Annotated in this window: 14 protein-coding genes; all 14 read left to right on the plus strand. The window is 57.8% G+C overall.

The features are described 5' to 3' along the window. The 14 genes from OHL12_RS02305 (at position 1) to OHL12_RS02370 (ending at position 11881) form a co-directional block, all read left to right on the plus strand. On the plus strand, positions 1-270 hold the full coding sequence (locus OHL12_RS02305; protein WP_263412224.1) for a VirB3 family type IV secretion system protein: 270 nt from the start codon (positions 1-3) through the stop codon (positions 268-270). Continuing rightward, positions 251-2620, plus strand: coding sequence for a VirB4 family type IV secretion system protein (locus OHL12_RS02310; protein WP_263412225.1), 2370 nt, complete (start codon positions 251-253; stop codon positions 2618-2620). The genes OHL12_RS02305 and OHL12_RS02310 overlap by 20 nt, the downstream gene beginning before the upstream one ends. Positions 2621-2653: 33 nt before the next feature. Next, positions 2654-3493 carry a TrbG/VirB9 family P-type conjugative transfer protein gene (locus OHL12_RS02315; RefSeq protein ID WP_263412226.1) on the plus strand — a complete coding sequence of 280 codons (840 nt, stop codon included), beginning with the start codon at positions 2654-2656 and terminating at the stop codon, positions 3491-3493. 2 nt (positions 3494-3495) lie between these two features. Next, a complete protein-coding gene (locus OHL12_RS02320; RefSeq protein WP_263412227.1) occupies positions 3496-4833 on the plus strand; it encodes a TrbI/VirB10 family protein in 1338 nt (445 codons plus the stop codon). A gap of 21 nt (positions 4834-4854) precedes the next feature. Continuing rightward, positions 4855-5067 carry a hypothetical protein gene (locus OHL12_RS02325; protein WP_263412228.1) on the plus strand — a complete coding sequence of 71 codons (213 nt, stop codon included), beginning with the start codon at positions 4855-4857 and terminating at the stop codon, positions 5065-5067. Between the two features lie 23 nt (positions 5068-5090). Then, positions 5091-5879 (plus strand): hypothetical protein, encoded by a 789-nt coding sequence (locus tag OHL12_RS02330; RefSeq protein ID WP_263412229.1) that lies wholly within the window; start codon positions 5091-5093, stop codon positions 5877-5879. A gap of 12 nt (positions 5880-5891) precedes the next feature. Next, positions 5892-6161 (plus strand): hypothetical protein, encoded by a 270-nt coding sequence (locus tag OHL12_RS02335; RefSeq protein ID WP_263412230.1) that lies wholly within the window; start codon positions 5892-5894, stop codon positions 6159-6161. A gap of 46 nt (positions 6162-6207) precedes the next feature. Next, a complete protein-coding gene (locus OHL12_RS02340; RefSeq protein WP_263412231.1) occupies positions 6208-7125 on the plus strand; it encodes a type IV secretion system protein in 918 nt (305 codons plus the stop codon). A 164-nt stretch (positions 7126-7289) separates the two neighbouring features. Further along, positions 7290-8096, plus strand: coding sequence for a type IV secretion system protein (locus OHL12_RS02345; protein WP_263412232.1), 807 nt, complete (start codon positions 7290-7292; stop codon positions 8094-8096). Continuing rightward, positions 8093-9061, plus strand: a complete 969-nt coding sequence (locus tag OHL12_RS02350; RefSeq protein WP_263412233.1) for a CpaF family protein — start codon at positions 8093-8095, stop codon at positions 9059-9061. Before OHL12_RS02345 ends, OHL12_RS02350 begins: the two co-directional genes overlap by 4 nt. Positions 9062-9536: 475 nt before the next feature. Then, positions 9537-9932: a single-stranded DNA-binding protein gene (locus OHL12_RS02355; protein ID WP_263412234.1), complete on the plus strand. Its 396-nt coding sequence runs from the start codon at positions 9537-9539 to the stop codon at positions 9930-9932. 68 nt (positions 9933-10000) lie between these two features. Beyond that, entirely contained in the window at positions 10001-10951 is a 951-nt protein-coding gene (locus OHL12_RS02360; protein ID WP_263412235.1) for a RepB family DNA primase, read from the plus strand. A gap of 25 nt (positions 10952-10976) precedes the next feature. Further along, positions 10977-11291: a hypothetical protein gene (locus OHL12_RS02365; protein WP_263412236.1), complete on the plus strand. Its 315-nt coding sequence runs from the start codon at positions 10977-10979 to the stop codon at positions 11289-11291. Positions 11292-11569: 278 nt separating this feature from the next. Then, positions 11570-11881: a hypothetical protein gene (locus OHL12_RS02370; RefSeq protein WP_263412237.1), complete on the plus strand. Its 312-nt coding sequence runs from the start codon at positions 11570-11572 to the stop codon at positions 11879-11881. Positions 11882-11962 lie beyond the last annotated feature (81 nt).

Genomic DNA, 11962 nt, shown 5'->3' on the forward strand with positions numbered 1-11962 from the left:
ATGTACACGACCAAGCGGGGAGAGCCGTTACCGATCAATCAGGCATTGAACAGGCCGAGAGCCAAGCTAGGGCTTGACCTCTCGGCATGGATGGCCATCGTGTTTGTCTGCGTGACGGTTTTCCTCGTCGGTTTCAGAATGCTGGCAATCCTAAGCTTTCCAACACTTGCGGTCGGTGCATGGTTGATCGTCCGTAAACACCCAAAGATGTTTCAGCTGTGGGGCCTCAGCCTCGGCCAGAAGAGCTACTATGACCCGCGCAAATACTGAACTGATCACACATACCCCATGGTTTGCGAAAGCGGGAGCGGCGTGCAGCATTGTCCCGATCTCTCGGTTCGTTGGCCCGAACATCTTCGCGCTGAAAGGCGGAGGTTACGGGTGCCTCTTCTCTCTCACCGGCTTAGATGAAGAGTCCCTAACCGATCTTGAACTTGAGGCCCGCGTCCGGCAGCTTGAAGGCGCTCTGCGTGGATTGCCGGAGGGTTCGTGCCTCTATCAGTACACGCGAGTGATTTCTGGGTTCGATCTTCCCCGGCAGAGGCGATACAAGAACGAGGTGACGGAGACGTTCGCGAGCGACCGTCTCACGCACCTCGACAAGACGGCGGCCTTTCGGCGCATCGACCTCCACTGGTGCCTGACGCTGGAGCCCTCCCAGGCGAAGGCGTTCCAGCGCAAGCCAGACGAGAATGTCGCAGACACATCAAAGATGCTTTCCGATCTTGAGAAGACGGCCACCTTGTTAGAAGGCCACCTCGGCAGCTCTCTCGGTCTCAAGTTGTTGGGCAAGGCCGAAGCCTTCCAGTTCTTCAGCTACTTGTTCAATCTGGAGGAATGGTCAGGCCGCGATCAGCTTCGCGCAGATACAGGTGTTGACCGCCAGATCGTCAAGAGCCCGGTTGCCTGGCATAGCGACCATGTGCAGGTGGGGCAGCGCCACGTCCAGATGTTCTCCCTGAAGACGACACCAGAGGCTTCGCGTCCGTGTCTCTTCTCCGGCCTGCTCACCTTGGATTGCGACAGTGTTGTTTGCTCGACATGGCGGGTGAAGTCCACTTCGGCGGCCCGCAGTGAGATCGACGCTCAAGAGAAATTCATCTCCTTCTTCAAGGTGGGCGTCTTGACGCGCGTGATGAGCGGACGCGATAGCGCGTCGCTCGATACCGGAGCCGGAGCGAAAGCTGCCAACAACAACGTAGATGACCTCAGCGAAGTCATCCGGTCGCTCGACAAGAAGGCCCAAGGTGAGTTTTCCCTTCGCTTGCTCCTTGCGGCCCGCAGCGCGGAGCAGCTCCGCGACACCGCCCCCACTGTGCATCGGGTGTTCGTTGATGCGAGGGCGCAGGTCATGGAGGAGACACTCGGCAACCTCTCCGCCTTCTATGCGATGTTCCCCGGCAATCACAAGTTCAATGTCTTCCCGCTGTGGTTGGCCGAGGACCATCATGCTCGCCTCTCGTCTGTGTTCGCGCCTCATCTCGGACATCCTCATTCGGAGGACCTCGACTCCGAGTACCTCAACATCTTCGAGACGCGCACACGGACGCCGTTCTTTCAGGACGTGTATGTGGATGGCGTTCGCGTCATGCTCATCATCGGCCCTACCGGGACCGGAAAGTCAGTCCACGGAAACCAAATCATCTCGCTTGAACAGAAATATGGCGGCTACACCTACATCTTCGACATCGGCGGGAGCTATGAAAGTGTTGTAGAGCTATACGGCGGCAAGGTTGATCGAGTCGGCAAAGATGGCCCTCGGGTGAATCCGTTTGCCTTGGAGCCTACCGAGAGCAACATCAAGTTCCTCTACTCGTTCGTGAAGCTACTTCTTACAAACGGCGGCGCCGAGCTGGAGCCGGAAGATGACGACGTGATCCACAAGGCCGTGCAGGATACGTATCTGCTCGACGCGGCGAATCGCAGGCTGTCCAATCTGTTCCTTCCGAAGAAGCTCGACAGGTATTTGGCGAAGTGGGTTGGCAAGGGCATCTACAACGCAGTCTTCGACAACGTCGAAGACAGCCTATCGCTCTCGCGGCTCCAATGCTTCGACTTCCAGGGTGTGAACAACGAGCAGTACGCCGACCTGATCGAGCCGTTGATGGTTTGGTTGCTGCGTCGGATCAACGACGTCCTTTACGACCCAGCCAATCTCGGAGTGCCGAAGCACATCCTCATCGAGGAGATCTTCTCTTCGATGAAGAACAAGCAACTCTTGGACGGCGCTTTGGCTTCCATCAAGACCGTTCGCAAGAACCTTGGCGGCGTGACAATGATCGGCCAGTCCGCCGACGACCTCGGTGCTAACGCAGACAGCATTGTGAACTCCTGTACCTCCTTCCTATTCCTCAAAGACGCCACCTTTAACCGGAAGCGCTACGCCGAGCTTTTCAAGATGAACGAGCAGCAGCTCGCTCTCTTCGAGAGCTTGCAGGACCGCGAAGGGCTTTACATCCGGCGCGATGGGTTGACGAAGGTCGTCACCCTGAATCTCGACAGTCGCAGCTACGCAACATTTTCGACCAAGCCGAAGGACCGTGTCCGCCGGACGAAGCTAATCGAAAAGTACGGACTCTCTGAGGGCATCTCTCGTTTTGCCCAGGGCGAGGCTGTGTAAACCGTGTCTCCACTTCACAACCAAAGGGCCCCTATGAAACCGCCGATGATCCTAACCGTCATGTCTCTTCTCTCCCTCGCCTGTGGCGTTGCTCAGGCCTCGCCTGCGAATCCGCCGCATCGCCTTGAGCCGAACGCGCCGCGTTCCGTCACCGTATCCGAGGCGCAGACGCCGCCCGTGATACGGGCCGGGCTGCTACAGTCCACCCTCATTCTCCTCCCGGCCGAAGAGAAGATCGCCACCGTCTTCGGCGGCGACACGGTGGACTGGGTGTTCGATGGCGGCCATGTAGCCAGCCGCTTCATCAGCGTCAAGCCAAAGCTCGCCAACACGACCACCGATATTCACATCGTTTCCGATCACGGCAATGAATACACATTGCAACTTCAGGAGATCTCGGACGACGCGGACGCGCACTTCGATTCCAAGGTGTTCATCATCCCCGGTGACAAGGCCGCTAAGGACAGGCTTACAGACATGCCCGTCTTCGTCCCTGCCGCTGAGTTGGATAAGGCCAAGCAGGAGGCCGCAGCAGCAAAGGCCGCGCAAGCTGCTGAGTTGAAATCGGAAGAGGCCAAAGCGGAGACCTATCGCAGTCAGTATCCGGGCAGCCTGCACTTCGATTTCACCTGGGACGAGAAAAAGGGCAAAGAGCTTGGCCTCCAACAAATATGGCACGACGACAAGTTCACCTACCTGCGCGGCCAGTTTCAGGAGACGCCTGCGCTCTACGAGCTGAAGGACGGCAAAGGATCGCTCATCAACTTCGATTTCAACGCCGGCCTTTACACCGTGCCGAAGGAGCTGGACAACGGCTATCTGACGATCGGCAAGAAGCGCGTGGACTTCCATCGCAGCGGGGAGAAGAACTAGCCATGACCGACCAGAATCCCAACCCGCCCGCTACCGTTCCCGCGCAGCGTGAAGCTGTGGGGCCAGTGAAGAAGAGTACGCCTGTCATCATCGCGCTTGTCGTGATCGTCGGCCTCATAGGACTCGCGAACATATCGAGCCTTGTGAGCGGCAAGAAGAGAACCGCACCGCAGAGCGCTTTGCCGATGCGCCCCGCGACCGCAAATCCTCAGCAGGTCTCCAGCTTCGAGACGCAGCAGGCGACGGAAGCGAAGCGAGATTCCGAGGATCAGCAGCGGCGGCAGGAGCTGGCCGCCGAGATGCAGCAACTCCAGGCTGCGCAAAATGTGCCAGGGCCGGAGGCAGCTGGAGCGCCGCCCATGACTTCGGCCCAGCGTTCGGCGATGTACGGCGACAGCCCGAATGCACCGAGCAAGACCTCCAATGTCTCGCAAGTACAAGCCGAGGCGAAACAGAAGGCTTTGGAGAAGGAAAAGGTGCATCAGGACGCTATTAACAGCGACACAGTCGCCATCGACTTCGCTCATCCGACGACCGCTACCCCCGCCGAAGGTCCGCCCACAGCTCAACCAACCGCCGTATTGGGCGAACGTGAAGAGATGACGCCGAAGTCAGCGTCGGAAACTATGGCAGGGTCAACTCGCGACGACGGAGAAGCCAGGAGGGGCGGAGGCGCTCAGGCGATCTCAGATCAACAGGCGAGGTTGGCTGGTAAGAGCAATCCGATGGCACCCTATGACTTCGATTCCTATCAGGGTCAGCTTTACCGGGTATTTGAAGGAACCGTTCTGGAAGGTGTCGTTACGAACCATATCGATGGCGGTTTGAACGGGCCGATCCTCATCATGCTCACGACCGACTACTACTCGCACGACCACCAGCAGCTTCTCATGCCACAAGGTACACGCCTGATTGGAACCGTGCAGAGTGTTGGCAATGCCCAGCAGCGGAAGATGTTTGTGACCTTCCACCGTGCGATCTGCCCGGATGGGTTCTCGCTTGAACTCGACAAGTATGTCGGCCTCGATCCACTCGGCACGACCGGCCTGGCTACCAAGGTTGACCACGGCTATTTGCAGGCGTTCGCGGCAGCGGCGGCGGTAGGCGGTCTCGGCGGTCTCGCCCAGATCGGCAACAGCGGCAGTGTCCTCTCGCCCTCGACCCAGATCCGTGACGGCATATCGGAGCAGTCCGCAGCCGAGGGAGAACAGGTACTCAACCACTTTCTCAACCGGCTACCGATCATCACGCTCAAGGAAGGCTCGCGTGCCCGCGTTTACATCGGCACCGACATACTCATCCCGTCCTACGCGGAACACCGCGTCGATTTAACCCTGTAATCGTGCCATCTGGAGGCATAGATGAAGGTCCGTATTCTCAAAATCGCACTTTCCCTTGCCTTCGCTGTGTCTGCCAGCTACGCCACGGTTCACTTGATGCGGACAGTAAACGCAAGCGATGTCATTGACCGCGTTCTGTTCTATGCAAATGTACCCGCCCGCTTCGGCGATGTCGTGACCAACTTCAAAATGCTTCCGGAGCGCATGAACCCCACCCGCTCTGAGTGCAACTAACCCTCAACCCTTCAGGAGCCTCTATGAAGTTCAACCTAACTAAACGACGGAAGTATCTGCTCGCGGGCGGGCTGCTTCTGGCAACAGCGACGCCGAGCTTCGCTCTCTTCGGAATCGGAGACATCGTCTTCGATCCCACGAGCTACGCAAGTCTCGTATCTCAGCTAACCACCCTTGAGTCGCAGTACAACATGCTCAAGAACAACGTCACCCACTTTTCATTCAAGCAGCAATGGCAGACGACGCTCAATGCGCTCAAGAACGCGAACGTGGCGAATATGTTCGGTGAGACGGCGGGCGTCAATATAGCGCTCAACAGCAACTCGCCGCGTGCTTCGCTCACAGCATGGAAGACGGCGACCGTGCCGGTCAGCACCGGGACGACCACCTACCTCCAAGGGCAAACGGTCGGGAACAGCGCCCAGCTCTCCCAACTCGCCATGATCGAGATGTCCGATTCGGTATCGCCAGACTGTCTCACCGCAGTTGGACAATACCGGGCCGGGCGCAGCCAGAACGGTACAGCCAGCAGTTCTCTCACGCAGCAGCAGTTCGATACAACGTCAGCGACGAACAGTGAGGTGCAGCAGTTGAACCTTCTGAACGCCGCTCAAGCCCAGCAGTTGACGGAGATGCAGTCGCAGGCCGCTATGCACGTCTGCCTCGCCTCTCAGATGACTGTCGCCAACATGCAGCAGCGGAACGCCGCAGCACAGGACTTGAATACGGCGGCGGCTGTTCAACAGCAACGGACGGTCAACGACACGAGCGCCGCCAATGAAGGCAGCACCTGGACAAAATACCTGCCCTAATCCGGAGAAGAAATGCTGACAGCCATCAATACGAAGATTCTCCTTGCAATCCTTGCGGCACTGACCGTCATTGGCGGTGCCGCGATCTATCAACGCGATCAGGCAGCGAAGACGGCAGCCGCCGCAGCGAAAGCAGCCCAACTTCTCCAGATACAGAAAGACGACAACGACTACCTCAAGCAGGAAAATGAGGCCCTTCGGAAAAAGGTTGAGGCTGACAAGAAGCAGCGAAATTCAGCCGCTGCCCATGAAGGCAAGACCTGGAAGACCTACATCCCCTAGCCCCGGACTTAAGCCGAGTCCCTGAAACCCAGAGAGAGCACCCGCCATGTCTTCCATTGCGTTGTTAGCCCAGGCCCTTCCCAGCGCGAGTTCCGGCGTTGATTGGCTGTATCAGTTCACCAACAATCTGACCAACCTGACGACACAGAATGGCGGGGCTCTCACTCAGCTCGGGATGACGGAATTAGCCTGCATTTCATTCTTCATGCTCGTCAGCATGGTCGTGAACTGGCAAACTTCCACGATGACGTTCCGCCTGCATCATCACCCGATTCAAGCGGGCGATCTGACCAAGTTTCTCCTTCAGCTCATCATCTGCTGCCTCTTGGAGACCTACTGGGTCAACCCGTTCCCCGGTGCGAGCTTCGGCATCAACCACTTCTTTTCCTACATCGCCCAGGCGATGGTTGCAGCCTTCGATCAAAGCTCCCTGGACTCGCTCCTTCAGTTGCTCAAGACAGCCGGCGATCAGACGCAGATGCCGTCGTTCACCGCGCCGGTTCAGATCCTCTGCTACTTCCTCGTGCAGATACTTTTGGGACTGGCTTCTGCCATTCTGTTTCTCATCAACTGCAGTGCGTTCATCCTCTATGGTGTGACGGCACTCTTTGGACCTATTTTCGTCCCTTTGCTGATGACGAAAACCTTCCGTGCGAAGTTCTTTCACTTCCTCGATGTGCTCGTCAGCTTTGCCATGATTCGGGCCGTTGCCGCCGCCTTCATCTTCGTTTGGGCAGGATTTCTAAACGGATTCATTCAACAGACCTTCAACGGCAACTATTCGATGGAAATGTGGCTGGCTAATCTGATTCCTTGTGTCATGGTGTTCATCGCCTTCATCATCAACATGCTCTTCATTCCGAGCATGACTCAGGCTATCTTCGGCGGGGCATCGGGTCTGGGAGAGAGCGTATCTAAGCTCATTGGGACAGCTGCATCGACTGCCATCATGTCAGGAGGATAGACCCATGTTCTGGTTTCTCTTACGAGTGAAAGCTTTGAATCGGCTGGGCTTCACAAAGCCATTCAGGGTCGCCTTCCTGATCGTCTTCGTAGGCGCACTAATTGCCGGTCTCATTTATTCCTATGTCGTTTTCAGTGCGCTCAGCGAAAGGAGCCATACCCCCAATGTCCAGCACAATCGTAGCCAATGAAGTTCGTCTCACGCCGAAACAGTCGGTCCTGACCGACGAGATCGGAAACGAGGTCTACGCCTCCCACTATGCCGAACGGAAGCTCAGCCGATTCGTAATCGGAACCGAGACAGTTCTCCTGCTTGGAGCGTTCGGCTTGATCTTCTCTCTGGCTCACCGTCCGATCGCCAACCGGTACATCCGGATCGACGAGATGGGACGCGCACAAGCCATTGCGTACACCGACCTCAACTACAGTCCCCGGGAGGGCGAGGTGCGGACGTACCTGACGGATTGGGCGAATTATCGGTACACCGTTAGCAGAGACACCATCGCCAAGAAGTATCCGCTCAACTACTACTTCCTGTCGCAGAACTTGGCTTCTCAACTGATGGGCCAGGACAACCAAAACCACGTCGTCTCGCAGGTCGTCGGCGGACAGATTGAGCAGAGCGACGTGGAGGTCAAGAACGTCACCATCACCTCCATGTCCGAAGAGACGGTACAGGGCGCGACGATTGCCCGTGGCACAGCCCTTGTGACCATCGACAAGCTCTACTCCCAGCGCAACTCGCGGGAGCCGAGGACGGAGCATTGGCTGCTCAGTGTTACCTACTATCTGAATCCCAAGCAGGTGAGCGACCAGGCCCGCATCTTCCCGCAGTTCGAGACGATCAATCCGCTGGGATTGACCATCACGGAGTTCCACGAGAACCGGATGTCCGTCGATCCAATGCCCGTCGGTGTCAATGCCGCCGCGCCAGCGGTAGCGACGACTCAAGCCACGGAGGGAGCGCGATGAGCTACCACCTCATACTGCCGTTCTTTCCAGAGGAACTGCGCGAGCTTTTGCTCGACCCTTCCATCTCGGATTTGATGATTAACGGTACGACTGGCGTCTATGCCGACCGTGCGGGAGTGGTGCAGCATATTCCGCTGTCCGAGCCGTACACGAACGACCGGCTGCAGGCGGCGATTGAGCGCGTCGCGCGGATTCTGGGCCAGGACCTTACGACCCAGAATCCGATCCTCAATACCCGTCTGCCAGATGGCTCCCGTGTCGCCGTTGTCGGAGCGCCATCGTCCATCAACGGGCCGACGCTGACCATCCGTAAGTTCAACCGTTGGTATACCTCCGATGAGCTGATTGACTCAGGGAGTATGCCTGCCCATGTGCGGGATACGGTGGTCGAGCTGATTGGCAAGAAGAAAAACGGCATCATCAGTGGCGGAACTGGCTCAGGGAAGACCACGCTCATGAAGGCTTTTCTTGACCATATCCCTCAGAACGAACGCCTGCTCATCATCGAGCAACCGGCAGAGCTGAAGGTCGCTCACCAGAACGCCGTTCGCTGGGAGGCTGTCGAGGAGATACCAGGCCAGGTCGCCATCACTCCAAGTGAGCTATTGGCCGCCGCTCTGCGCCACCGTCCCGACCGCATCATCATGGGGGAGATTCGCAATGAATGCGGGTACGACTTGCTCCAGGCAATGAACACCGGACATGGTGGAACGCTTTCCACGATCCACGCAAAGTCCGCGTGGGACGCCCTCAATCGTCTCTCCAATCTTGCCCTCAGTGCGCGACCCAATCTCAACCACGCTTTCATGCGGTCTGAGACGGCAGAAGCCATCGACTTCGTGCTCTATTGCGAGCGCGACCATACAGGCCGGCGTCGCGTGCGCGAGTTGATTACAGTCGGCGGCTACAGCCATGCAGATCAGAGCTTCCAGACCGAGGAGGTCTACCGCGCCTCCGCAGCCTAACACCCAGTCCAAACGCTAGAGAAACCAACCCGTATCCGAGGTCTTACCGATGCACCATCATGCTCCCATTCCGGCGGCCCAGCCCCACCTGTGTCTAAACGCCTTCAACGTGCCGTCCCCGAGCGGCGAAGAGCGCAACGGCAGTCGCGAGAGGCCGTCCTTTGAAGGAACTCTAGCCAGCAGGAATGAGCTGCGGTTTGGGCGAACATCCGCCGCCGAGAATCGAGAGAGTGACTTCGGCCCAGAAGGATTCATCCGTCTCGTATCCCGCCTATGCACGGTCACTGCTTCGGGGCTTAACCGGCGCCCTGCGGCGCGGCGCTCTTCTGCTTCGACTGCGTCGCCCTTCGGGTTACGGTTTCCTGCTTCGCCGGACCCTCCGCAAATGCAGAGCTTGGCACTTGGGAGCCGGGCCCACTTCGCTTATTAGTGACCCGAGCAAGATCGGGAAATTCAACTCACGGAGATCACCACCATGTACCAGAACAAAGTCACCCTCATCGGCTTCCTCGGCAACGACGCAGAAGTTCGCACCAACGACAACCGCAGCTTCACCACTCTCTCGTTGGCAACCAAGAGTTCCTACAAGAAGGACGGCCAGTACATCTCGCACACCGAATGGCACCGTTGCGTGATCTTCGGCAAGCTCAGTGAGTTCGCCGGCACGCTGAAGAAGGGCGCTCATCTGCAGGTGGAAGGCGAGCTGCGCAGCCGGGAGTACGAGACCAAGAAGGTCGGCAAGAAGCCAATCCAGAAGAAGACCATCTGGGAGATCCGGGTGAATTCGATTCTCAAGCTGGACCGGGCCGAGAAGGCAAGCCTAGAGGAGCAGGACGCAGACTCTCAACTCCCTCTGGAAGCGGCCGCATAAGCCGCTTTACTTCCATCAACTCGGGAGCCCGGTCGACGCCGGGCTTCCCAACCTGTGAGACGCCCCCAATGAACACGCAGACCGCACACGAATTCCTAACCCGATGCTTCCATCCAGGCGAGACGGTTGCTCTCCTGCTGCGTAGAGAGAATCCCGCATCGACCACGCAGCGAATCGTGACGGTGGAGCAGGCCACAGCACCACGTTATTTCGCGTGGCTGAGATATGAGAACTACAACGGCGCGAACGTCTATGTCGCTGCGAATCCGCTTCACTCTAGTAGCCGAAAGAGAACGAAGGACTGCATCGCCGAAGTCCGCCATCTCTACATAGACATCGACATAAATGGTGAGGAGCGCATCGCAGCTCTGCGAGCGTCCGATGTCGTACCCACTCCAAGCGCGATCCTGTCCACTTCGCCCGGCAAGTATCAGGCGCTATGGAGGGTCGAAGGTTTTGACTTCGATCGGCAGGAGAACACGCTGAAGTTGCTGGTCATCGCCTTCGGGGGCGACTCCGCTTGTACTGACCGCAATCGGGTTCTTAGAGTGCCGGGATTCCTGAACCGGAAATACGATCCCGCTCACCCGGTCTCAGTCGAATACCACGGCGACTCCATCTATCGTCCCGAAGACTTTCGCTTGGATGATGCATTGTTGAATACCGTATGTCCGTTTCGCGGTACCGCAAGGACATACGCGGCAGGAAAGAACACCCATTCGGAGCAGGATTGGGCGTGGGCTATCCAACAGCTTTCACTTGGCGAGGATGCAGCGAATCTCACGCTTGAGCTTGCTTCCCGCCGCTCGGATAAACCCAACCCGCTCTACTACGCCCAGCGCACCATCGACATTGCTTCGGCTCGCCTCATGTTGCTCAATGGTGCGGCGATCGAGGACGTAGTTGTCATGCTTGAACACCGTCGTTCTGCCGAAGTCCCAGCGGTCCTTTGCTCCTCTAGAGCGCGGGAGATTGTGACCACGGCACAGCGAATGATTGGCCGGTCAAAGTTTGCTTGATTTCACCACCCAAAGGAGAAGCATAATGCCACTGCTTGAAGTCGTCCAAACCCGTCAGATCAGCGCGTCCATTCGGCTCACTGACACAACCGCCACCCAGGTCGATCAATACGCCGCTTTCATCTCGGCTTGCGCCGACGATGTTGTCGAGCAAGCTCTCGCCTATGTCTTCAGCAAGGACCGCGACTTCCAGGACTTCCTGAAGACACCGGAAGCCCGGAAGGTCGCTTCGACCTTACGGATTCGCAAGGTTGCGGCTGCCGAGGCTTGCCCTCCAGCTTCTCCGAAGCCTTTGCCTGCGCCTATTGCCGCTCCCTTATCCCAGGCGAAAGGCGCTTGATCCTCCATTTCATTCCGGGGCAAAGGCACTGCGGTGCTGCGCACCGGAAGAATGTTGACACTCCACCCCTGCGAGGGTCGTGCAAAAGGCCATTTTGGATGCAGTTGTATACGTCCCTCGAATCAGCCGTTTAGCGGGATTCCGTATGCAACTGCATACAAGCCGTATGCGATTGCATACGGCCTAGAAGGGACGAAATGAAGTCACCAACAGTATCCCAAAACAGCGTCGTTGAGAGCCGCCTATCGCGCTCGCAAGGCCGCTCTTCCCGAGTCTGTGTGGCGCAGGCACGAATCACTGAGGATGAGCGTGAGCAACTGCTCGGAGCGGCGCGCGCTGAAGGAAGAGCTTTGGGCGAATGGGCTCGTGAAGTTCTGTTGCGGGCGGCGCGCCGCTCCGAAGACCCGCTCTTCACCGAACTCATTGCCACTCGGATGATCTTGCTGAACCTGCTCAAGCCGCTCGCTATGGGGCAGGTCGTCACGCCCGAGGATTTCACGCGCATCAGCGCAACCGTGCGCTCCGACAAGCGCAAGGTCGCCCAGGAAATCCGACAGCAATACGTCACCGCATCACCGAAGGAGTTGTAATCATGGCGACCCAATGGGGACGAAAAGAGACGATTATCTGGCCTCCGCATGTGCCGATGCTGAGCTATACAGCCGTTGCAA

Source organism: Terriglobus aquaticus (genome assembly GCF_025685415.1).
GTDB classification, from domain to species: domain Bacteria; phylum Acidobacteriota; class Terriglobia; order Terriglobales; family Acidobacteriaceae; genus Terriglobus; species Terriglobus aquaticus.

What these genes read in the sequence shown, in the direction of transcription:
- OHL12_RS02305 (WP_263412224.1), top strand. Translation starts at nt 1, where the DNA reads ATGTACACGACCAAGCGGGGAGAGCCGTTACCGATCAATCAGGCATTG.
- OHL12_RS02310 (WP_263412225.1), top strand. Translation starts at nt 251, where the DNA reads ATGACCCGCGCAAATACTGAACTGATCACACATACCCCATGGTTTGCG.
- OHL12_RS02315 (WP_263412226.1), top strand. Translation starts at nt 2,654, where the DNA reads ATGAAACCGCCGATGATCCTAACCGTCATGTCTCTTCTCTCCCTCGCC.
- OHL12_RS02320 (WP_263412227.1), top strand. Translation starts at nt 3,496, where the DNA reads ATGACCGACCAGAATCCCAACCCGCCCGCTACCGTTCCCGCGCAGCGT.
- OHL12_RS02325 (WP_263412228.1), top strand. Translation starts at nt 4,855, where the DNA reads ATGAAGGTCCGTATTCTCAAAATCGCACTTTCCCTTGCCTTCGCTGTG.
- OHL12_RS02330 (WP_263412229.1), top strand. Translation starts at nt 5,091, where the DNA reads ATGAAGTTCAACCTAACTAAACGACGGAAGTATCTGCTCGCGGGCGGG.
- OHL12_RS02335 (WP_263412230.1), top strand. Translation starts at nt 5,892, where the DNA reads ATGCTGACAGCCATCAATACGAAGATTCTCCTTGCAATCCTTGCGGCA.
- OHL12_RS02340 (WP_263412231.1), top strand. Translation starts at nt 6,208, where the DNA reads ATGTCTTCCATTGCGTTGTTAGCCCAGGCCCTTCCCAGCGCGAGTTCC.
- OHL12_RS02345 (WP_263412232.1), top strand. Translation starts at nt 7,290, where the DNA reads ATGTCCAGCACAATCGTAGCCAATGAAGTTCGTCTCACGCCGAAACAG.
- OHL12_RS02350 (WP_263412233.1), top strand. Translation starts at nt 8,093, where the DNA reads ATGAGCTACCACCTCATACTGCCGTTCTTTCCAGAGGAACTGCGCGAG.
- OHL12_RS02355 (WP_263412234.1), top strand. Translation starts at nt 9,537, where the DNA reads ATGTACCAGAACAAAGTCACCCTCATCGGCTTCCTCGGCAACGACGCA.
- OHL12_RS02360 (WP_263412235.1), top strand. Translation starts at nt 10,001, where the DNA reads ATGAACACGCAGACCGCACACGAATTCCTAACCCGATGCTTCCATCCA.
- OHL12_RS02365 (WP_263412236.1), top strand. Translation starts at nt 10,977, where the DNA reads ATGCCACTGCTTGAAGTCGTCCAAACCCGTCAGATCAGCGCGTCCATT.